The following is a 21220-nucleotide window of genomic DNA, read 5'->3' as shown; positions in this document are numbered from 1 at the left end:
GGTGGTGGGGCTGGAGGCGGGCGATTCGTTGATCAACCTCCTGAACCCGGTGGTGGGGGTGGCCAACTTCTCGTCGCACGACTACTCCACGGGGCTGCCCGAGATGTCCTGGGCCATGGTGGGCTTCCTGGGAGGGCTGGCGCTGCTGTGCGCGTTCCTGGCCGACCGGGTGCTGACCGAGCGTGAGAAGCGGGCCCATCGGCTGTGAGCGGGCCCGCTCCCATGGACGAAGCGGTGGTGGGGCGGCTGGCCCCGGGGCTCGCGCTGGCGCTGCCGCGAGGGCCGCACCGGGGCCGGGTGGGCGAGGTGCGCGCGTCGTCGATGGGCAGCTCGCTGGAGCTGCACGACTTCCGGGCGTACCAGCCGGGAGATGACCTGCGGCAGCTCGACTGGAACGCGGTGGCGCGGACCGATGAGCTCATCCTCCGCGTGCGGCAGGACGAGGTGTCGCCCCGGGTGGAGGTGGTGGTGGATGGCTCTCGCTCCATGGCGCTGTCGCCGCGCAAGGCCGCGTGCGCGAAGGAGCTGGCGCTGCTGGTGTGCGAGGTGGCGGCGCGGCAGGGGTTGAGCCCGACGCTGCTGACCACGGCGGTCCGCGCGGAGCGGATGCAGGGGGCGGGGTGTCGGGCCGTGCTGCGAGCGCTGGAGTTCGACGCGCGGGATGACCTGGCGACGGCGCTGGGGCGACTGCCTCCGCCCCGGCCCTGTGGGCTGCGCGTGGTGGTGAGTGACTTCCTGTTCGAGGCGGACCTGCCCGCGCTGGTGTCCCGGCTGTCGCGTGGGGCGGCGGGGTGCTTCCTGGTGCAGGTGTTGGATGAGGAGGACCTTTCACCTTCGGGAGGTGAGGGCGCCAGGTTGGTGGACTCGGAGAGCGGCGCGGCGTTGGAGGAGCTGCTGACGGAGGACGTGCTGGCGGCGTATGCGCGGCGCTTCGAGGAGCATCAGCGCTTGTTGCGGGGCGCGGCGCTGCGTGCGCGTGGGCTGCTGGTGACGGCGCCGGCCTCGGAGTCGTTGGCGGCCCTGGTGGCGGGGCCGCTGCATCCGCTCTTCGTCGCGGGAGGTGGCGCGTGAGGGGCGTGCGTGCTTCGGGCTCCGACGTGCCGGGTCGTCGGGGTGTGGGGTGGCCCGCTCCCGCGTGCGGAGGTGAGCGCGCGTCCTCGTTCGTTGAGCGGCGCGGTCCCGCTCCGGCGCGCGGCCATGGGCTCGCGCTGGGGTGCGCCGACAGGGTGCTCGGCGTGGGAGGTGGCGCGTGAGCTTCGGCTTCCCGTGGGGCTTGCTGGCCCTGGGCGCGCTGGTGCCCTTGGTGGCGGCGTACTTCCTGCGGCGGCGTCAGAAGCCAGTGGTGGTGAGCGCGCTGTTCCTGTGGCGCACGCCGAGCCCTCGCGCCGAGGCGGGGCCTCGATGGGAGCGCTTCACGCGCGAGGTGTCGCTGCTGCTGGAGGTGCTCGCGGTCATCGCCGCCGCGCTGTACCTGGCGGATGTTCGACTGGGCGAGTCGGCTCGGAGCCGGCACCTGGTGCTCGTGGTGGATGGCAGCCTGTCCATGTCCGCGCGGGGGCCCGACAACGTGACGGTGCTGGAGTTGGTGCGCCGCGAGGCCGCGCGTCGGGTGGAGACCGCGAAGGCCACGCGGGTGACGGTGCTGGCGACGGGCATGACGCCCCGAGTGCTCGCGGGGCCGGAGGCGGAGCCGTCGCGGGCGTTGGCCGTGCTGGAGTCCTTCAATGCGCTGGGCGCGGACCATGACCCGATTCCCACGTTGCTGTGGGCACAGGAGCTCGCGGGGCCGGGCAAGCACGTGGACTTCTTCACCGATGCGCCTCCGGCCGAGGGACTCGTGGTGCCCGCGCCGGTGCGATGGACGGCGCTGGGCACGGCGCGCGACAACGTGGCGCTCGTCTCCGCGCAGCGGAAGGACGAAGGCGGTACGTCGACGGTGACGCTGCGGGTGGCGCGCTTCGGTGTGGGGCCGGACTCGGTGTCGGTGCGGATGACCGCGCAGCCTGGTGCGGGTGCGAAGCAGGGGGCGTCACGCGCGGAGACGGTGTCGTTCAAGGATGGGGAGACCGCCACGGTGCGCGTCACGTTCCAGGACGCGGGCGAGGTGAGCGTCTTCATCGCTCCGGACGCACTGCCGGAGGACAACCGGGCGACGCTGCCCGTGTCGTCGGCGCGGCCGCTCGCGGTGCGTCTGGCGCAGGGGCTGGGGCCGCTGGAGCGGGGCGCGCTGGAGCGCTTCGTCTCGGCCATCCCGGACCTGTCGCGCGAGGCCGCGGCGGAGGAGGTGTTGCTCATCGGTCCGCAAGGCACGGATGCAAGGGTGACGGTGGGAGCCACGGGCAAGCCCCGGACCTTCGTGGGTCCGTTCTTCTCCGAGAAGGGACATCCGTTGCTCGACGACGTGCAGCTCGCGGGCGTGCGTTGGTCCGCGGGGGAGAATCCGCCCGGACGTCCGCTCATCACCGCGGGGGAGGCCGTGCTGGTGTCGGAGGGAGAGGACGGACGTGTGCACCTCAACGTCGACCTGGCCCGCTCCAATGTGCAGCGTGTGTCCGCGTGGCCGGTGTTGCTGGGCAACGTGGTGCGCGAGGCGCGTCGCTCGCGGGAGGGCTTCGCGCGCAGACAGCTCTCCTTGGGCGAGCCGCTCCAGGTGGTGACGCTGCCCGGCGAGCGCTACACGCTGGTGGGACCGGAGGGTGAGAAGCCCGTGTTCGGCGCGGGCGCGGTGAGCCTGCCTCCGCCTTCCTCGCCTGGACGCTACGAGCTGGAGCGCGACGGTGAAGTCGTCGACGCCGCGGTGGTGCTGACGATGGATTCGCGCGAGTCGGACCTGCGCGGACGCGGCAGCGTGGACATCCCCCCGCGTGAGTCCGGCGAGGATGCAGAGGGAGCAGGGGCCTCCGAGCGGATGCGCTGGCCGCTGGTGCTGCTCCTGCTCGCGCTGATGGGCGACTTCTACGTCACGAGGCGGGTGTCATGACCTTCGCGCTCCCGCAGGCGTGGATGCTGCTCATCCCGCTGGGGCTCTTCCTGTGGAAGTACGGCCGCAGGCCCGGTCCGCCGATGTGGCTGCGCGGCGCGCTGCTCGTGCTGGTGGTCGGCGCGCTGTCCGGTCCGAGCTGCCGCCGCGAGGACGCGGGCAGCGACGTGGTCGTCATCGTGGACCGCTCGGCGTCCATGCCTCGCGACGTGGACCGCACGGCCCAGGAGCTCGTCTCGCACCTGGAATCCCAGCGGCGCCCCGGCGACCGCGTGGGCGTCATCACCTTCGGCCGCGAGGCTCGGGTGGAGCAGCCCCTGTCTTCTGTCGGCGCCTTCGGAGGCTTCAGCCGACCGCTCGACGCCGAGGCGTCGGACCTCTCCGCCGCGCTCGACGCCGCCAATGTCCTCATCCCCCAGGAGCGCACCGGCCGCGTGCTCGTCCTCTCCGATGGCCGCGCCACCGGCACGGATGCGCGAGGCGCGGCGCGCAGGCTCGCGGCCCGAGGCATCGCCGTGGACTGGCGGCAGCTCGCCCGGCCCGAGCCCGCGCTGGACGTCGCCGTCGTCTCGCTCGACGTGCCCACCGCCGTGGCCGCGCGCGAGCCCTTCCAGTTCTCCGCCCAGGTATACGCCTCGGCGGCCGTCACCGGCACCGTGCGCCTGGAGCGCAACGGCCGCGTGCTCGTGAAGGGCCCGTTCGACTTCCTCCCTGGCCCCAACGTGCTGCCGCTCAGGGACCTCATCGAGGAGCCCGGCCTCGCGCGCTACCAGCTCACCGTGGAGGTCCCCGGCGACGGCGTGGTGGAGAACGACAAGGGCCTCGCGGTGCTGCGCGTCGAGGGCCCGGGCCGTGTGCTGCTGCTCACCCATCAACCCAAGGGCACGCTCGCGCAGGCGCTCCAGGCCACGGGCCTGCTCGTCGACGTCCGCGCCCCCTTCCGCCTGTCCCTCGATGACCTGGATGGCGTGGGCAGCGTGGTGCTCGAGAACGTGGACGCGAACCTGCTCGGCGAGCCGGGCCTCAACGCGCTCGCCTCGTACGTGGAGCAGGCCGGCGGCGGGCTCGTGATGACCGGCGGACGCGAGAGCTTCGGCGAGGGCGGCTACCGGCGCTCGCCCATCGAGCCCCTGCTGCCCGTGTCGCTGGAGATGCGCGAGGAGGTCCGCCGCGCCTCCATCGCCATCAGCATCCTGATGGACTGCTCGTGCTCCATGGGCGCCACCGTGCCCGACGGGCGCACCAAGATGGAGGTCGCCGCCGAGGGAGTCGTCGCCGCGCTCTCGCTGCTCAACCCCCAGGACGAGGCCTCCGTGCACATGGTTGACACGGAGACCCATGAAATCTTCCCGCTGCGCTCGGTCCAGGCGGGCCTGCCCTTCGACAAGGTCGCCCAGGGCTTCAGCGGAGGCGGCGGCATCTACGTGGGAGAGGCGCTGCGCTCCGGCCGCAAGCAGATCCTCCAGAGCGACAAGGCCACGCGCCACGTGCTGCTCTTCTCCGACGCGGCCGACTCCGAGGAGCCCGACGACTTCCGGCGCACGCTCGAGGAGCTCCAATCCAAGTCGGTGACGGTGTCGGTCATCGGTCTGGGCACACCGAAGGACTCCGACGCCAGGCTGCTCATGGAGGTCGCCCAGCGCGGCGGCGGGCGCATCTACTTCGCCGAGGACGCGATGAGCCTGCCGCGCATCTTCAGCCAGGAGACGCTCGCGGTGGCCCGGGCCACGTTCATCGACGAGCCCGTGTCGATGGAGGCCGCGCCCGACCTGCCGCTCCTGGGCCGGCTGCCCTCCGAGGGCCTGCCCCAGGTGGGCGGCTACAACCTCACCTACCTGCGCCCTCAAGCCAACGTGGCGCTGCGCACGCTCGACACCCACGCGGCCCCGGTGCTCGCGATGTGGCCGCGGGGCGCGGGACGCACCGTGGCCTTCACCGCCGAGGTCGACGGCCCCTTCACCGGAGAGCTTCGCCAGTGGGGCTCATTGCGCGCGACGCTGGAGGCGATGGTGCGCTGGACGCTGGCGGGCTCCTCTCCGCTGGGCGAGGCGGTGGTGCGCTCCGAGCGCCGGGGACACCTGCTGCGGGTGACGCTGGACCTGCCCCCCGAGGCGCCGCTGCCTGGCACCCTGCCCTCGATGATGTTGCTCGCGGGCGACGGGAAGTCGGCGCCGGTGGAGGTCCCCATGCGCTGGGAGGATGACGACCGGCTGGTGGCGGAGCTCCCACTGGAGGGGAGCGGCACGTGGCACCCGGTGGTCCGCGTGGGCACACGCGCCTTGAGGGCTCCGCCCGTCGCGCTGCCGTATGCCCCGGAGTTCGAGCCAGGGAGCCAGAAGGAAGGACTGGCGCTGCTGCGCGCCCTCGCCGCCGTGGGCGGAGGCGTGGAGCGGCTGTCCATGACGGGCCTCTTCGCCGAGGCCCCCGAGTCCGAGGGCCAGCTCGCGCTGGCGCCCTGGCTCATCTCGCTGGCGATGCTCGTGTTGCTCGCCGAGGTGGCTGTGAGGCGCTTGCTCTCCGCGCCCCGACAGCGCGTGGCCACCGCGGCTTCACGGGGCACCGCCACGCCGAGAGGGGCCGCTCCCGGCGTGACGATGCCCGCACCCGACAGCACACGGGGCGCCTTGGAGTCGCCCACGTCCACTTCGAGCACCCCGGAGCCGAAGCCAGACACCTCCGGGACGAAGCCAGCAGGCGAGGGCGGCGTGGACTCGGCGCTGGAGGCCGCGCGCGCCCGCTCCCGTCGTCGACTGGACCGGTGAGCGGCGAGACGCACCGCCCACCGGTGGACCTCAGGGGTCCGGGACCAGGTACGGCGCGGCGCTCACCGGGTTGCCGAACTCGTTCTGCAAGGTGATGCGGATGGAGCTGCTCAGCGGCCACCGCCACGCGTCCGCGAACACGTCGGACAGGTTGACGTTCGCCGCGCGGCTGGCGGCGAGCACGAAGTTGTCCGCCGAGGAGTACGGGCTCGTCACGCTGCTCAGCGCGCCCACCTTGCGCCAGAGCTGGAAGACGAAGGCCCAGTTGTGCTGGCGCTTGAGGCGCATCACGAAGGACGCGAACAGGTCCGTGGTGCCCAGTCCGTTGAGGCCCTGGTTGGCCAGGAGCGTGTTCGTCCAGTCGTGCTTGTAGCAGAGCGAGCTGTTCGAGGGCGTGGGCGTGCTGGTGGCCCCCGCCGTGCCGCACGCCACCGTGGCGGACGCGTACGTGTCCACCAGCTTCTTCACGTTGGTGTGGAGGGTGGAGTGGCTCGAGGAGACGGCCAGGCCCGTGTACTCCATGGACAGGAACCGCATCAGCACCGCGTAGCCCGTCGTCATCGCGTGGGCGTAGTTGCTGTTCGTGGACGAGAGCTGGCCGCTGTAGAACCAGAAGTTGCGGCCCAGCTCGTAGAAGCCCACCTGGTTGTGCAGGCTCAGCGCGGCGTCGGTGCAGATGTTCGCGTTGTACAGGTCGTACTTGAACTCGATGCCCGTCTGGGCAATCTCACCGCAGGCCGGGTCCGACGCGCTCGGGCAGCCCGTCACGTAGCCCGACGGCAGCACCGCCATGCTGTCCAGGTTCTGGTAGTGGCGGAACAGCGAGGGCGTGCGGCCCGTGACGTCGCTGTAGAAGAGGTAGCCCCGGTCGAACCCATCCACCAGCAGGCTGATGCGATTCACGTCGCAGGTGGTGGTGTCCGGCGTGCGCAGGGCGACGTACTGCCCCTTCCACACGTAGAGCGAGTGGACCTGGCCCTTCTGCGACGTGTAGTTCGCGCGCAGCTGGCAGTACCAGGAATAGGCGTCGTTGAAGTTGCGGTACGCGGCCTGGAAGCCATTCGTGTGCTGCGTCTGGCACGCCTGGTTGAGGTCCATTCCCAGGTACTGGCCATTCTTGTAGCAGGACCAGCCATACGCATTGTTCGCGGTCAGCGTGGCGAAGGCTCCCGAGCCATAGCGCTGGACGCAGTGCGCGTTGAGATCCAACCCGGGATATTGGAGGGCGGCCTGCGCGCTCCCCGGCGCGACGGCTCCCCAGACCAACGCCACGGCTCCAACGGCCCCAAGACATGAACGGGCAATCGCGGAGCGCCTGGCGCCCCACGGATGGTGCTGAGACATGTGGTGATTCCCCCTCTGCGAAATGACGCGGGCCGCCCCGACCTGGAGGTGTCGTCACGGGATGAGGGGGCGGCCCGCTCCCCTTGAAGCTCACAGGGTAAAGACGAGATACACGGAAAGAGCGGGATGCACAACTGGGTCAAAATAGTTCCCCACTATCAAAAGTTGATGCTCGGTTCATGCGGTCAGGACCACCCCAGGAGGTGGGAGGGATTCGGGGTAAGAGGGCGGCCGATGACGGACGCACGGTGGACGCGCGTGGGGCTTGGGCTGGGACTCCTGGGGTTGGGGGTGCTGGCCGCGCGGCTGGCCTTGCACAAGGCCTTCAGCATCGACGAGTTCCAGTATGCCCATGCGGCGTGGCTCGTCTCGAAGGGGCAGGTGCCCTACCGGGACTTCTTCGAGGTGCACTTCCCGCTCGTGTACCAGGCGCTGGCGCCGCTGTTCTGGCTGCTGGGGGACTCGCCGAGGGGCGTGCTCGCGTTGCGCGCGGCCATGCTGGTGCCGCTGTTGGGGAGCTGTGTCGCGGTGGCGGCGCTGAACCGGCGCGAGGGCCGGGGCGTGCGCTGGCTGGGGCCGGTGCTGCTGCTCTCGCTGGTGCCCTTCACGCGCTTCGCCACGGAGCTTCGCCCGGATGCGCTGTCCACGGCGCTGTTCCTGGGCGCGCTCGCGGCGCTGTCGGTGCGGCCGGGGACGCGGTGGTCAGGCTTCGTGGCGGGGCTGGCGTACGTGGCCGCGCTGTGGGCCTCGCAGAAGGGCTGCGTGCTGCGCGTGGATGACCTGCGGACGTCCGGGTTGCCGCCCGGGCTGCGCGGGTTCCTCGACACGCACTACCAGCCGTACGACGGGGACCTGTTCCTCTGGGGCCAGCGGTACGACGTGAAGAACGGGGACAGGCTGGAGGACCGCTTCCTCGCCGTGCGTCAGGGTCGCTACTTCGTCGAGCCCGCGTCCGTGCTCGAGACGGGCGCGCTGTTCATCGACGGCCAGCGGGTGACGCAGGCGGAGCTTGTGCTCGAGCGCGGCGAGCACCCGGTGCGCTACGAAGGGCCCGCGGAGCGCTTCCACCTGCTCTGGCTTCCTCGCGACGGCCGGCGATGGACGCCGCGGCCGGACGCGAGGCCCACCTACTCACGCCTGTTCTGAGCGGGACCGCGAGTCACCGCGGTCCCGCCTCCGTCCGGACGGCTACTTCACGCAAGGCACCTGTCCACCGGCCTGCTTGTACGCGCGGACGCGGCTGGCCAGGTTTCCGTTGTCGGTCTCCGGCGACGTCTGTCGGCCCTCACCCGCGCCGAAGGAGAAGCCCACGGAGTGCGCGGCGGCCAGCTCCGCGGTGTGCGAGAAGAAGTAGTCCACGCGGTTGTCCTTCCAGCGCGTGTTGCTGTTCGGCAGGCTCATGTTGCCCACCGGCAGCTGCCACCAGAAGTTCGGCTTGCCCAGCCGCTCGGAGATGGCGGCGGCCCAGGTGAAGGCCTGACGGAAGTGGGGCAGCTTGCGGTTGTCCACGTCCCACCACGTCTCCTCGCCGATGCTGTCGTAGAAGCCCGCGTCGCGGTCCGACGCCTCCACGACGATGAAGTCCGTGTCCGCCGCGCCCAGCTTCGACAGGAAGTCGGCCACCTTGCGCGCCTCGCCCGCGATGTCGAAGGACGCGTTGGTGTTGAGGTACACGTCGACGCGCGTCGACCAGGGGCTCGCGTGCAGGCTCACCTTCGCGTTCGGCGCGTACTTGCGCGCCATCGCAATCATGCAGCGGCTCAGGCCCGACGCGGTGTTCGCCATGCCTCCGCAGTCCGTGTTGTTCGCGCTCGCCACCTGCGCGGGCACCGAGTCCGGATTGCCGTTGGAGAAGAACTGGAGATAGCCCCACAGGTCCGGCTCCAGGTGGAGCAGGGCGCGCGCGCTGCCCACCTGCTGCAGCGTGAAGCGATAGTCCGCGAAGTAGCGCCGCATCACCGCCGCGTCGTTGAGCGCCGTGAGCTGCTGCTCGCCCTCACCCGAGGGCCCCACGCTGCCCAGCAGCTGCTGGTAGTACGTGATGAACGGGAGCTGCTGCCGCCCCGCCGCCCGCGACACGAAGCCGCGGATGTAGTCCCCCGGCGGCTGCGACAGGTCCTGCCAGCAGCCCCACCACGCGCACGCGCCATTCGCGCAGGATGTTCCCCCCGCGTTGCAGCCCGACGTGCACGACGTGCACACGTTGTTCGAGTCCACCAGCCCGCTGGCGATGTACAGGTAGTGCACGTCGAAGGGCGCACCCTCCGCGGTGTCGTCCTCCATCTGCGCGCCCACCAGCAGCCGGTCCTCGCCCAGCGACTCCAGGAACGTCTCTCCCAGGCAGTCGCCGCTGGCGGTGCCTCCGCCGTCCGGAGTGTTCGTCCCGCCATCCGCCGCGGGTGTCTTGCCGTCGTCGTCCGAGCTGGAGCAACCGCCCAGCACCGCGAGGGACACGCTGACCACCACCAGACGCTTCAGCCACATCGAGCAGGGCATGTGCATACGCCTAGGACGCTAGCCCGACGCGCCGCGTGAGCCTCAAGTCCCCTGGACTCCAGGACAGCACCCGCGCTCCGGGTGCCCATCCAGCTCGGCGCCAATAATCTGTCATTCCTTCAATTCAAGAAATTCTTGAGACGTGAGGCAGGGGCCGGGTAGACGAGAAGGCTCCCCCCTGCCGGGCCCGCTGGGAGGCGAGCGCCTCTCTGCCGGGCACGGCGCATCTCCCCTCGAGGCCGTGATGAAGACGCGACTGTGGTGGCTCATGGTGCCCGCGCTGTTGGCGGTTGGCTGTGGCCCTGTCGAAGAGGAGCAGGATGAGTTCGTCGACGAGCTGACCGGACAGGTGTTGCAGCGAGCCACGGTGAAGTACGACATGCACCGGCTGCTGGAGGACGAGAACCTCCTGGGCCACCAGTGGATTACGACCGAGCAGGTGCAGGCCTTCCTGACGCAGCAGGGCTCGTACCTGGCCACGTATCGGGACCCGGCCTTCAGCAACAAGACGGCGGCGGCGCTCATCGTCGAGCGCTCCAAGGCGTTCGGCATCAGCCCGCTGTACATGCTCGCGCGCATCCAGGTGGAGTCCAGCCTGGTGCAGAGCGGCACCTCCAACAACCTGAGCAAGGCGACCGGCTGTGGTTGTCCCGACAGCAGCGGGTGTGACGCGCAATACGTGGGCTTCGGCAAGCAGATTGATTGCTCGGCGAAGAAGCTGCGCGGCTACTTCACGGACCTGGACGCGGGGCGGGCCACCGTGTCCGGCTGGAAGGTGGGCACGACGAAGGCGACGTTGGACCCGTGCTCGGTGAAGCCGACCAACAAGGCCACCGCGGCGCTCTACACGTACACGCCCTGGGTGGGCGCGTACGCGACGCAGTGTGGCCGCACGACGGTGGGCGGCTCGTCGCTGGTGTCGGTCATCTACCACCGGTACGCGGATGGCGGCTTCAACTGGGGGGCCCCGACGTCCACGGGCTGCGTGTCGGAGACGGCGGGCACGACGGTGCCGGAGCTCGGCTGCGTGCAGAGCTCGTCCGATGCGATGTGGCGCCAGTGCGTCTCCGGCGTCTTCACCGCGGGCAGCACCACGCGCCCCACCAACTGCACCCAGGCGTGGCCGTGGTGCTCGTCCGCCACGCTGGGCCGCTCGGTGCCCGCGCGCACCTGCGTGCAGTCCTCGTCGAACCAGCAGTGGAGCCAGTGCGGCGTGGGCGGCGCGTGGGTGAGCTCGCCCATGGCGCCCAACAGCGGCGCGGGCCCGGTGGGCGCGTGCTTCGAGATGTACTGGCTGTAGCCCCCTCGCGCTTGGAGGGCGGCCCTCAGTACTCGTTGGTCCAGATGAGGTCGAGGCCGCCCGAGCGGGCGTCGCCGTACTGTCCTTCCAGGCTCCAGCGCGGTCCGAACTGGTACTCGAAGCGGACCGCGTTGGAGTTCTCACCCTGCTGGATGTTGGCGCCCACGCGTCCGGTGTAGCCGACGTAGATTTTGTCGGTGACGTAGGTGCCCACCTCCAGCTTGGTGCCGGCGATGCCCGCGCCGCCCGCTTCAATCGACAGCACGTCCAGCGGCAGCTTCGCGGCCAGCGCCTTGCGCGCCTCGTTGGCGACGAGCGAGCCCACCACGGAGGCCGCCTGCGCGCTGGCCGTCATGGACGCGCCGGAGCCTCGCTCCAGCGTGCGCCGGCCGGTGGCGAGCAGCGTGTAGATTTCGGACTCGGGCAGGGGCGGCTCGCTCGTGGGCTTCAGGGTGATGTCGCGGCCCTGGCCCCGGATGGTGACGTACACCGTGATGTTGGAGCTCTCGGCGCGGTGCTCCGCGGTGACGTTGATGTACGGGACGGTGGGCGGGCCGGTGAAGCTCACCAGGCTGTCGCGCTGCACGTCGAAGCGGCGGCCCAGCACGTCCACGCGGCCGCGCAGCACGCGCACCTGTCCGAAGAGGCGCGCCACGTCGGTGTACTCGACGCGGAAGTCCTCCGACAGGCCCAGCTCCACGTTGAGGTCGCTGCCCTTCACCCAGATGTTTCGCGGCGCGTTCACGTTCACCCAGTACGGGCGCTGGGGCTTCGGCTCGTCGCCCGTCTCCAGGTCCTCCTCCGCGTCGGCGGGCGTCGGAGGCTCCGTGGACGGACCCGCGGCGACCTCGGGCTCGGGGTCTCCGGGCGAGGGCTGCTGGGGCTGCTTGCGCTTGCGCCGCTCGATGGGCTGACCGTTGCGCACGAGCACCACGTCGCCGGGGCGCTCCAGGTCCTGGAGGTCCTTGCGCTTGGCCTCGGGCAGCTCGACGGTGGCCTCCGGCACGGAGACGTTGCGCAGGTTGACCAGCCGCTCGGAGATAGTGCCCTCCACCTTCGCGCGCAGGCTCAGCACCGCCATCAGCTGGTCGTCGAAGACGATGGGGAAGTCGCGGGCGCGCAGCGGGTAGGGGTTGTCCTGGGGGCTGGTCAGCTCGTACTCGCCCCGGGGGTTGCGCGTGGCCGTCAGCGGCGCGTCCAGCCAGACGGTGCCGCCGCCGGCCTTCATGGACAGCGTGTTGATGGCCAGGCGCTCCTGGCTGGCCTCCAGCGCCAGCTGGATGTCGCGGTACTCACCCAGCCCCATCAGCGCGAGCTTGCCGTCCTTCCACTTCATCGACCCCTGGAAGGTGGGCACCGCGAGCGTGCCCGCGAGCTTCGCGTCCGCCTGAATCAGCCCGCCGATGCTGCGCAGCATCTCCGCCGCGCCGGACAGGAACGACGGGTCGAAGTCCTTCGCCTGCAGCGTCACCTCCATGGGCGCGCGCGAGGTGTCCAGGCCGCGGCGAATCGCGGGCAGCGACACGTCCAGCTCCAGGCCGCCGTCCACCATCATGGTGCCGCCCGACGGCGCGGTGAGCAGCACGTCGAACTTGGAGCGCGCGTCCTGGTAGCCGTACTGCAACCGCGCCTGCCCCAGCGCCAGCGCGCCCATGCCCAGCTTCTGCACGCCGGCGGTCAGCTCCATGCGCGGCGCGTCCAGCGTGCCTCGCGCGGCCAGCTCCACCGCCAGCTCGCCCTGCAGGCCCTTCTGGGACGACGGCGCGCCCGTCCGCTGCGCGCGCTCACCCGTGGCGCGCGCCTTGGCCACGCCGGGCAGCTGCTGCAGCGACACCGGGCCCAGCCGGCCCTTGAGCTGGAAGGGGATGTGTCCGTAGACCTCCTGGTCCTGCAGCGCGCCCAGCGGCGCGTCCAGCGTGAGGTCCAGCTGCGCCAGGGGCCCGTCCTCGCGCTGCGCGGCCAGCGTCACGCGCACGTCCTGGTCGTCACCCACCACGCCCAGCTGGCTGTTCATCGGCGGCAGCCCGTACGCGGTGAGCCCCACGCCCAGCACGCTCAGGCGCGCCTGGGGCACCAGCGCGGAGCCGGTGAGGTTGAGCTGCACCGACACGTTGCCGCCGGGCTTCTGCAGTCCGCCCACGCCCTCGAACTGGGCCAGGGGCAGCTCCGCCACGCGCGCCTCCAGGTCCACCGACGCGGAGAGGAGGTCCTCGGCTTGCGGCGGCCGCGCCATCATCCCGCCCACCGTGAAGGGTGTGCGCAGCACCACGTACGTCTGCTGGGTGCCCAGGCCGCGCACGTCCAGGCGCGCGTCCAGCGTGCCGTCCTCCTTGTCGGAGGCCGCGCGCAGCTCGAAGTCCAGCGGGGCCTTCAGGGCGAAGCCCGGGGGCGGCGCGCTGTAGTTCACCTGCTGGCCGAGCAACACGAAGTCCAGGCGCGGGTCCTTCGCGGTGCCGTCCACCACGAGCTGGGCGGACACGGTGCCGCTCACCGGCTCCGGGCGCTCGAGCAGCTTCATCACCCCGGCCAGGTCCACGCCCTCGAGGTTCGCCTTGAGCGACAGCGTGTCCTTGCGCCGCTTCAGCACGCCCTGCACCGGCACGTCGAAGTTCGCGGTGAGCTTCGCCACCGGCAGGCCCGCGGAGAGCGTGCCCTGCGCGCGGTCCTTCACGTACGTCGCGTCCAGCGCGAGCTGCAGGTCCTCGTAGCCCTGCGCGCGTCCGTCGCTCCAGCTCAGCTTCACCTGCGCGTCCGGACGCGGCATCCGGCCCTGCGCGGTGACGAAGCCCGACACCGTGCCGCCCAGCCCCAGCGACTCCGGCACCGCGACGCGCGGCAGCAGCGACAGGTCCACCGCTTCCAGGTCCACGCGCGCCGTCAGCCGCTCGTTGACCAGCAGGGCGCGCACGCCCAGCGCCTGTCCGCCCGAGCCGAGCCGCAGCGCGGGCTCCACCTCCACCTTGCCCCCGCCGAAGCCCACGTGCGTGGGGCCTTGCAGCTTCCACGTTGCCTCCGGCCACGACAAGGTCAGCGCCTCCAGCGCCAGCCCCATGCCGTCGTCGTCCACCAGCCCCGCGAGCGTCAGCCCCAGCGCCGTGTCGCCCATGACGCGCACGCTGGCCTCCAGGCGGCGCTCCTCGGTGGCGATGCCCACGGACACGTCGCGGAACAGGCGCTCGCCCACCTTCAGCACGCCCACCACCAGCGTCGCGTCGGTCGTCAGCGGGCGGGTGGCGTCCGGCACCTCCGCGTTCAGCGTGAGGTTGCGAATCGCGTAGTCGCCGTAGGTCAGCGACGTGAAGTTGCCCTGCGCCACCACGCCGGGCGCGCGCACGGGGCCCTCCACCTTGAACTCCAGCGTGCCGCTGCCGGAGATGGGCGGCACCGCGCCGGGCAGCAGCTTCGTCAGCGAGTCGGACAGCAGGGCCAGGTTGCCCGCCGTCAGCCCGCCGTCGATGCGCACCGCCTGCGCCGTGCCCTGGCCCTTGGCCTGGAGCGAGGCGCCCGGCACCAGCACCAGGAGCCGCGACAGCGTGTACTGGCCGTCCTTCGCCTTCGCGTGCAGCTCCACGGGCCCCAGCGGCTGGCCCTTGAAGCGCGACGGCGACACGGTGAGGTCCACCTCGCCGTCGAGCGTCTCCAGGCTGGTGCCGCCGCCCTTCGCGCTCAGGTCCGCGGACAGGCTCGTCTTCGGCCCCTCGGCCACGAGCGCGGACAGGTCCACGCCGCGCACCTTCACGGTGACGCCGCGGGTGCGCAGGCGCTCCAGGTCCACGTCGCCCTTCAGCTCGAGCGTCGCGTCCGCCGCCTTGCCGGACAGCTGGGCCTGGGCCAGGTCACCCTCGATGCCCGCCGTGCCCTCCACGTGCACGGGCACCAGCAGGGGCCACGAGGGCACGAAGCCGCGCGGCAGCTCCGGCGGCACGGTGAGCTTGCGCACCACCAGGTCCGCCTTCAGGGCGCCAGGAGGCTGGCCGGGCGGCGTCTCCGCGGGGAGCTTCGCGTTGGCGCTCGCGTCGAGCAGGAGCCCCGCGAGCTCCAGCTTCACGTCCGCGTCGAGCGCGCCCTCCTCGCCGCCGCCCTTGAGGCTCAGCTTCACGGGGCCCTTCGTCGGCTGCGTCAGGGCCGCGGTGGCCTCCAGCGTGGCGCCGAAGCCCTGCGTCGCCGCGGCGAAGTGTCCGGAGGCCGTGGCGTCCAGGTCCTCCAGCCGCGCGTGCCGCTCGCCGCCGTCCTCCAACTCCTGCCGGAAGTCGACGTAGCCGTCCTGGAGCACCAGCGCGTCCAGGTCCACGCGCAGCTTGCCGCGCGGACCGGGCGGCTCCTCGGGCTTGGGCACGCGGGGCGCAATCGCGCGCGACAGGTTCAACCCGCGCTCGTCCTGCGCGAGGTAGAGGCGGGGCGCCTCGATGCGGGCCTCCGTCAATCGGACCTGTTGCTGGAGGAGTCCGCCCAGCCGCACGCGGGCCTCGACGCGGGCAATCTCCGCGACCAGCTCTCCCTCCGGGTCATACAGCTTCACCCCGGTGAGCACCGCGCCCGGCGGCGCCAGGTCCAGGCCCCCGACTTCGAGCCTGCCGGAGAACTGCTCGTTGGCGATTTGAAGCCCCTTGCCCACCAGGAACCGCTCGCCCGGCGCGGACGTTGCCCAGACGAGCACGCCCACCACGGCGAGCACGATGAAGGCCAGGCCGCCCAGCAGCCCCCACAGCAGTCGTCGCCCCCAGCGTCGCCGGCTCAAAACGCCTCTCCAATCGACAGGTGCAGCGCGCACTGTCCGTCAGGGGCCCCCGCGAAGGTCGCCTGCCGGGAGGTGGGTCCATCCGGCTTCCACTTGCTGCCAATGCCGAAGCATCCACCGGAGGACGGATAGATGTACCCCGGCGTGGCCACGGGCAATCCCTGGCCCAGGTTGAGCCGCCGCGCGATGTCCAGGCGGATGGGGCCCACCACCGTCAGGTAGCGCAGCCCCAGGCCCACCGCGTGGTAGTGCTCGGGACCGAACAGCCGCGGCGCGCGCGGCGAGTCGAAGCCCTCCACGCCCACCAGGCCCGAGTCCCAGAACGTCGCCAGCATGATGCTCTCGGTGATCTGGTAGCGCAGCTCCAGCGAGGTCTCTATCAGGCTGTTGCCGCCCACCGGCACCGTCTCCCACTCCTCGTTCTGCACCGGGGTGTCCGGCTCGCCGTCCCCGTTGGTGTCCTCCTGCTTCTCCAGCGCGGCCAGGGGCGACAGGCGCTGGCCGTTGAAGCCGCGCATGGACGTGGCGCCGCCGGAGAAGAAGCGCGTGACGATGGAGCTCTGCGAGTTTCCCGCCGGGTTGAGCGTCCCCATCCGCAGCTTGCCCGCCAGCACCACGCGCTTCTCCTCGCCGAAGGAGCGGTAGAAGCGCAGGTCCGGCAGCAGCCGCACGTAGTTGAAGTCACCCTGCAGGAAGCCGCCGCCCTTCTGCACGGACATGCTCACGTAGTAGCCGTCGCGCGGCTCCACCGGGTCGTCGCGCCGGTCCCACGCGAACGCGACCTCCAGGAAGGAGAGCGACACGTCACAGCGCGTCTGCCCCTCGCCGCAGCCCAGGATCACGGGCGGCACGCGCGAGTCCGCGCTCACCCGACCCGACAGCCGGTACACCTGGAGGTTGTAGGACGGGAAGACGGAGAAGTTGCGGTGCGGCTGCCAGATGACGCCCGTCTGCAACCGGCCGCCGTAGAAGTCGTAGGCCTGCTCCAGGCCCTTCTCCAGCGTGAGCGAGGTCTGCTGGCGCAGGTCCCGGAAGAGGAAGCGCGGCTGCTCGTACTCGCCCGTCACCTCGAACACGGGGCCCTGCTTCGACGTGCTCAGGATGTTGGGGATGAAGGCGTAACCGGCGCGCCCCCGCACCGTCACCCGGCGCAGGCCGCCCAGGAAGTTGCGGTGTGTCCACTCACCCAGCGCGCGGACCTCCTGGCGCGCGGCGTCCACGCCGATACCACCACCCAGCCGCACCGAGCGGAACGGCGCCTCGCGCACGTCCACCACGACGGGCACCGTGGCGGACTCGCGGTCCGGCGCGCCCCGGTTCACCTTCACCGCGCCGAACACGCCCATGCGGAACACGCGCGCCTGCGCCTCCGCGAGCGCCGTCTCGCTGTACCAGTCCCCCTTGCGCAGCGCGCCCTGCACCTGCTCGATGATGCGGCGCGGAGGCACCTCGGGGTTGGCGTCCGTGGCCACGAAGGTGTTGCCGAAGCGGTAGCGAAGCCCCGGCTTCACGTCGAGCCGCACCCGGGCCAGCTTCGTGTCCACGTCCACCTGGACCTCGCCCGACACCTCGGCCTCCGCGTAGCCCTGCTCGCGCAGCTGCTCCTGCATCGCGCCCTTGGACTCCTCCCACGGCCCCTCGCGGAAGATGTCGCCCTTCTTGAAGGGCAGCTTCGACTCGAGCCGCTCGCGGTGCTTGCCGCGCTCCTCCTCCGGCAGCGCCTGCAGCCCCTCGATGGTGATGTCGCCGATGCGCGTGGGCTCGCCCTCGTTCACCTCCACGAAGAGCTCCACCGCGTCGCCCTTGGGCTTCACCTCGCTGTCCACCACCTCCGCCTGGTAGTAGCCCTGGGCCTGGTAGTAGCGCTCGATGCGGCGCAGGTCCGCCTGCCACGCGTTGGGGTCGAAGTAGTTGGGCCCGCCGAACGGCCAGAACGCCCACCACGGCGTCTGCGACGTGAGGATGCGGTCCTTGATGTCGCCCTCGCTCACCTGCTTCGTGCCCTCGATGTCGAGCCTGGCGACCTTGGGTCCCGGGGGCGGCGTGGACGTGGTGGCACAACCCGCCATGCTCAGGAGCAGGGCGACGGTGGCGATGCGGAGGAGTCGGAGCAGGTCAACGGCCACGGACTGTTCATACCCGGAAGGCAAGAGGGGCAGCGCGTCTTGTGGAGGACGACCTCCTCCCTTTGTCGCATTCCAACGTCTCTTCATCCCGGCCTCTGTCGGCAAGTCCTTGCTCGAAACACCTCGACACGTGCAAGCCGCGCCAAGGTGCGCCAGATTGGGGGCCATGCTCCTGTCCCGCCGAATCAGAGTCCTGGTGTTCTGCGTGGTGTCGGCGCTCGCCTCCGCCTGCGGCGTGGATGACGACGAGGTCGTCAAACTCCGAGAAGGTGAGAGCCTCGCGGACGCCGAGTACTGCGGCTCCTTCGGCTGCGAGCAGATCTACGAGTTCTGCGCCGAGGTATTCCTGGAATTCGGCCGCTCTCCGCCCATCTGCGTCACCGAGGACGTCTGCGACAGGCTCGAGTGCGCGAACTCCAACCGCCGCTGCGCCATCTTCGATGGCTTCCCCGGTCAGGTGAAGTGCATCGACTGAGGTGAGGGCCACGCCACCGCGCCCGGGTGCGAATCACCCCGGGCACGGCGGTGGGAAGGCGTCCTTCAGCGGCGCGCGGAGGCGGTGAGCCAGGCCAGCTTCTCGGCGGCCTCGCGCGTCGTGGCGTCGTTGAGCAGCGAGCCCACGTCCTGGGCGATGCGGTAGGCCCAGTTCGAGTCGCTCATGGAGCCCGGCAGGTTGATGCGGTCCCGGGTGCCGAGCACGTCCTGCCAGGGCAGCACGCACAAATCACTGCCCGAGTTGAGCGCCGCGGCCAGCAGGGCCCGGTGCACCTCCGGGGTGAACTCGCGCGACACCGGCACGCCGTGGAGCTCCGGCCACGCGCGGGCGGCGGCCTGGCGCTCGTCGTCGCGGGCGCCCTCCCACCACTCCACCATGGTGTCGGTGTCGTGGGTGCCCGTCGTCACCAGGGAGATTGCGGGGAACTGGTGGGGGCTGCGGTACGTGTTGTCGTCGCGCTCCCAGCGCATCACGCGGTAGCCGGGCAGCTTGAGCTCCGCGAGGATGTGGCGCACGAAGGGCGGAATCACGCCCAGGTCCTCGGCGACGATGCCCGCGCCCTCGGAGAGCAGCTCGAAGTGCTTGCGGCCCAGCCGCTTGTGGCTCTCCTCGTCCGGCGGGATGAAGCGCCCGGTGGGCGTCTGCTCGTCGCGAATCCACTGACGGAAGTAGCCCACCGCGTGGTCCACGCGGCGCAGGTCATAGTAGCTGGCGGCCTTCTTCGCGCGCGCCTTGAGCCAGGCGTAGTCGTCCTCCTGCATGGCGACGAAGTCGAAGTAGGGCAGGCCCCAGTCCTGGCCGGTGGCGGAGAAGTCATCCGGCGGCACGCCCAGCCGCGCGTCGCGGCGCAGGATGGTGGGGTTGGCCCAGCAGTCCGCGCTGTCCTGGCCGATGATGAACGGCTCGTCGCCGCACAGGAGCACGTCCTGGGCGCGGGCCTTGGCGCGCGCGGCGTTCCACTGCTCCTCGGCCACCCACTGCAGCCACGCGTGGTAGCGCACCCGGCGCTCCAGTTCCTTCCCCTTGGCGGCGAGCGCCTCCGGCTGACGGGTGCGCAGGCCCTCCGGCCACTCCCACCACGCGCGGCGGTCCTCCTGCTCGCTGATGGCGGTGAACAGGGCGTAGGTCTCCAGCCAGCCCGCCTGGGCGTCGCGCCACTGGGCGAAGGCGCGGGCGCGCTCGGACTGGGAGGCCCAGTGCTGCGCCTCGAAGGTGTCGAACGCGCGCGCCAGGGCGGCGTCCTTCAGGGGGAAGACCAGGTCGTAGCGGATGCGCGGGGCGCTCCGGGCCTCGGCGAGCTGCCGGCGCTGCTCGTCGGAGAGCGCGGCCTCGCCGCCCGAGGCGGTGAACTCCGGCAGCGCGTGCAGGTCGATGAAGAGCGGGTTGAGGCCGAACGCCGAGCGGGTGGCGTAGGGGCTGGAGTCACCCGGCGCGGTGGGCAGCAGCGGCAACAGCATCAGCAGGCGCTGACGCCCGAGCTTCATCCAGGAGAACAGGCCGTCGAGCGCGCCGAAGTCACCGATGCCGAAATCCGTCGGGGAGCGCAGGGAGAAGAGCGGAAGCAGGAGACCGGAGAGCCGGCCGGGGGTGGACATGGTGCGGCGCAATCTGCACCAGCCCCGCGCTGGAGTGAACTGGTCCGGCGACAGGAAGTGCAGGGCCGTTTTCCGCTGGTGGACGGTTGTCCATTCCAAGGCGCAAGTCGGCCCTGACCGGTACACTGCTGGACGTGAGCGTGTTGCCTTCGTCCTTCTACGCGCGCCCGGCCCTCGTCGTGGCGCGGGAGCTGCTCGGTACGCTGCTCGTCGTGCAGGCGTCCGACGGCGCCCGGCGGGTGGGGCGAATCGTCGAGACCGAGGCCTATATCGGCGAGCACGACCTGGCCTGCCACGCCGCCAAGGGGCTCACCCCTCGCACCGAGGTCATGTTCGGCCCGCCGGGAAAGGCCTACATGTATCTCATCTATGGGATGCACCACTGCTTCAACGTGGTGACGGACGCGCCCGGGGTGGGGGCGGCGGTGCTGGTGCGCGCGGTGGAGCCGGTGGAGGGGCTGGACGCAGGCGCGCGCACGGACGGGCCCGGCAAGCTGTGCAAGGCGATGGGGCTGACGCTCGCGCACAACCGGGTGGACCTGGCCTCACCGGGGCTGCACCTGCTCCCGGGTGTGCCGGTGGAGGAGGGGCGGGTGGAGAAGGGCCCCCGCATCGGCGTGGAGTACGCGGGGGCGTGGGCGGACGAGCCCTTCCGGCTGTGGGTCCGGGACAGTCAACATGTCAGCAAGCGGCCTGGGACGAGGCGTCGCAACCGCGCTTGACGAAGGCGCTTCCGGCTGGTTGGGTGCGCCCCGCCATGTCCGACGAGGTCGCCACGGAAGATGATCGCCAGCTCCTCGCCCGCGCGCAGGACGGGGACATGTCCGCCTTCGAGGCCCTGGTGGGAGCCCACCAGGACAAGGTGTACGGTCTGGCGCTGCGGATGACGCGCTCGGAGGCGGACGCCGCCGAAATCACCCAGGACACCTTCCTGTCGGCCTACCAACATCTCAAGGATTTCCGCGGGGATGCGGCCTTCGGCTCGTGGGTGCACCGCATCGCGGCCAACCATGCGCTCATGCGCCTGCGCCACCGGCGGGTGGCCCAGGCGGCCGAGGCGGAGCTCCAGGGGCCGGAGTTCACCCCCCGGGGTACGCTGGCGGACTACCCCCAGACGGACTGGAGTCGGGACGCCGAGGAGAAGGCCCTGGACGCGGAGCTGGGCCAGGCCATCCGGCAGGCGGCGGACCGCCTGCCCGAGGGGTATCGTGAGGTCTTCCTCTTGAAAGACGTGGACGGCCTCAGTTACGAACAGATTGCGGAAGTGACGGGGGATTCCATCCCCGCCATCAAGAGCCGTTTGCACCGGGCTCGTCTCGCGCTCCGGGAAGCCATCGACGCCTTCTACAACCGCGACAATCCCGGGCCGTGAAACGCGAACGG

The 21220-nt window shown here is 71.1% G+C and carries 13 protein-coding genes and 1 pseudogene; 9 read left to right on the top strand and 5 right to left on the bottom strand.

The genetic code is table 11. The features are described from left to right. From FL311_RS14665 to FL311_RS14650, 4 genes and pseudogenes are all read left to right on the top strand, one after another. Window positions 1–208 (top strand): annotated as a pseudogene (locus FL311_RS14665) (ABC transporter permease); the annotation flags it as partial. Window positions 209–222: 14 nt separating this feature from the next. Beyond that, window positions 223–1071 (top strand): DUF58 domain-containing protein, encoded by an 849-nt coding sequence (locus FL311_RS14660; RefSeq protein ID WP_141325765.1) that lies wholly within the window; start codon window positions 223–225, stop codon window positions 1069–1071. 178 nt (window positions 1072–1249) lie between these two features. Next, entirely contained in the window at window positions 1250–2980 is a 1731-nt protein-coding gene (locus tag FL311_RS14655; protein WP_141325764.1) for a BatA and WFA domain-containing protein, read from the top strand. Beyond that, window positions 2977–5742 carry a VWA domain-containing protein gene (locus FL311_RS14650; protein ID WP_141325763.1) on the top strand — a complete coding sequence of 922 codons (2766 nt, stop codon included), beginning with the start codon at window positions 2977–2979 and terminating at the stop codon, window positions 5740–5742. Before FL311_RS14655 ends, FL311_RS14650 begins: the two co-directional genes overlap by 4 nt. A gap of 30 nt (window positions 5743–5772) precedes the next feature. Here the strand turns inward: FL311_RS14650 and FL311_RS14645 are convergent, their stop codons facing one another. After that, window positions 5773–7014, bottom strand: a complete 1242-nt coding sequence (locus tag FL311_RS14645; RefSeq protein WP_141325762.1) for a calcium-binding protein — start codon at window positions 7012–7014, stop codon at window positions 5773–5775. A gap of 306 nt (window positions 7015–7320) precedes the next feature. On the opposite strand from FL311_RS14645, the gene FL311_RS14640 reads away from it, so the two are divergent. Next, window positions 7321–8232 (top strand): hypothetical protein, encoded by a 912-nt coding sequence (locus FL311_RS14640; protein ID WP_141325761.1) that lies wholly within the window; start codon window positions 7321–7323, stop codon window positions 8230–8232. A gap of 42 nt (window positions 8233–8274) precedes the next feature. On the opposite strand, the gene FL311_RS14635 is transcribed toward FL311_RS14640, so the two are convergent. Beyond that, window positions 8275–9582 carry a hypothetical protein gene (locus tag FL311_RS14635; RefSeq protein WP_228556875.1) on the bottom strand — a complete coding sequence of 436 codons (1308 nt, stop codon included), beginning with the start codon at window positions 9580–9582 and terminating at the stop codon, window positions 8275–8277. Window positions 9583–9826: 244 nt separating this feature from the next. Between FL311_RS14635 and FL311_RS14630 the strand changes: the two genes are divergently transcribed. Continuing rightward, window positions 9827–10882: a hypothetical protein gene (locus tag FL311_RS14630; protein WP_141325759.1), complete on the top strand. Its 1056-nt coding sequence runs from the start codon at window positions 9827–9829 to the stop codon at window positions 10880–10882. Between the two features lie 25 nt (window positions 10883–10907). Here the strand turns inward: FL311_RS14630 and FL311_RS14625 are convergent, their stop codons facing one another. Both FL311_RS14625 and FL311_RS14620 read right to left on the bottom strand, forming a co-directional pair. Then, the gene (locus FL311_RS14625; protein WP_141325758.1) at window positions 10908–15620 is read right to left on the bottom strand and encodes a translocation/assembly module TamB domain-containing protein; all 4713 of its coding nucleotides are present in this window, start codon (window positions 15618–15620) and stop codon (window positions 10908–10910) included. After that, on the bottom strand, window positions 15617–17746 hold the full coding sequence (locus tag FL311_RS14620) for a BamA/TamA family outer membrane protein (protein WP_228556874.1): 2130 nt from the start codon (window positions 17744–17746) through the stop codon (window positions 15617–15619). Before FL311_RS14620 ends, FL311_RS14625 begins: the two co-directional genes overlap by 4 nt. Window positions 17747–17912: 166 nt before the next feature. Here FL311_RS14620 and FL311_RS14615 point away from each other — a divergent pair, with 166 nt between their 5' ends. Further along, window positions 17913–18221, top strand: a complete 309-nt coding sequence (locus tag FL311_RS14615) for a hypothetical protein (RefSeq protein WP_141325756.1) — start codon at window positions 17913–17915, stop codon at window positions 18219–18221. Between the two features lie 65 nt (window positions 18222–18286). On the opposite strand, the gene FL311_RS14610 is transcribed toward FL311_RS14615, so the two are convergent. Then, on the bottom strand, window positions 18287–19837 hold the full coding sequence (locus FL311_RS14610; RefSeq protein ID WP_141325755.1) for a 4-alpha-glucanotransferase: 1551 nt from the start codon (window positions 19835–19837) through the stop codon (window positions 18287–18289). A 134-nt stretch (window positions 19838–19971) separates the two neighbouring features. On the opposite strand from FL311_RS14610, the gene FL311_RS14605 reads away from it, so the two are divergent. Beyond that, window positions 19972–20559 carry a DNA-3-methyladenine glycosylase gene (locus FL311_RS14605; RefSeq protein ID WP_141325767.1) on the top strand — a complete coding sequence of 196 codons (588 nt, stop codon included), beginning with the start codon at window positions 19972–19974 and terminating at the stop codon, window positions 20557–20559. Window positions 20560–20594: 35 nt separating this feature from the next. Then, window positions 20595–21209 carry an RNA polymerase sigma factor gene (locus FL311_RS14600; RefSeq protein WP_141325754.1) on the top strand — a complete coding sequence of 205 codons (615 nt, stop codon included), beginning with the start codon at window positions 20595–20597 and terminating at the stop codon, window positions 21207–21209. Window positions 21210–21220: the final 11 nt, after the last annotated feature.

Origin of the sequence: Myxococcus sp. AB025B, from assembly GCF_006518215.1 — a bacterium.
Classification (GTDB): domain Bacteria; phylum Myxococcota; class Myxococcia; order Myxococcales; family Myxococcaceae; genus Myxococcus; species Myxococcus fulvus.
Note: the sequence above shows the minus strand (reverse complement) of the source record. Positions and strands in the feature narration are given on the sequence as shown.

Bases quoted from the DNA above. Each gene is read 5' to 3' on its own strand.
- FL311_RS14660 (WP_141325765.1), top strand. From the start codon at position 223: ATGGACGAAGCGGTGGTGGGGCGGCTGGCCCCGGGGCTCGCGCTGGCG.
- FL311_RS14650 (WP_141325763.1), top strand. From the start codon at position 2,977: ATGACCTTCGCGCTCCCGCAGGCGTGGATGCTGCTCATCCCGCTGGGG.
- FL311_RS14640 (WP_141325761.1), top strand. From the start codon at position 7,321: ATGACGGACGCACGGTGGACGCGCGTGGGGCTTGGGCTGGGACTCCTG.
- FL311_RS14635 (WP_228556875.1), bottom strand. From the start codon at position 9,582: ATGCCCTGCTCGATGTGGCTGAAGCGTCTGGTGGTGGTCAGCGTGTCC.
- FL311_RS14630 (WP_141325759.1), top strand. From the start codon at position 9,827: ATGAAGACGCGACTGTGGTGGCTCATGGTGCCCGCGCTGTTGGCGGTT.
- FL311_RS14615 (WP_141325756.1), top strand. From the start codon at position 17,913: ATGCTCCTGTCCCGCCGAATCAGAGTCCTGGTGTTCTGCGTGGTGTCG.
- FL311_RS14610 (WP_141325755.1), bottom strand. From the start codon at position 19,837: ATGTCCACCCCCGGCCGGCTCTCCGGTCTCCTGCTTCCGCTCTTCTCC.
- FL311_RS14600 (WP_141325754.1), top strand. From the start codon at position 20,595: ATGTCCGACGAGGTCGCCACGGAAGATGATCGCCAGCTCCTCGCCCGC.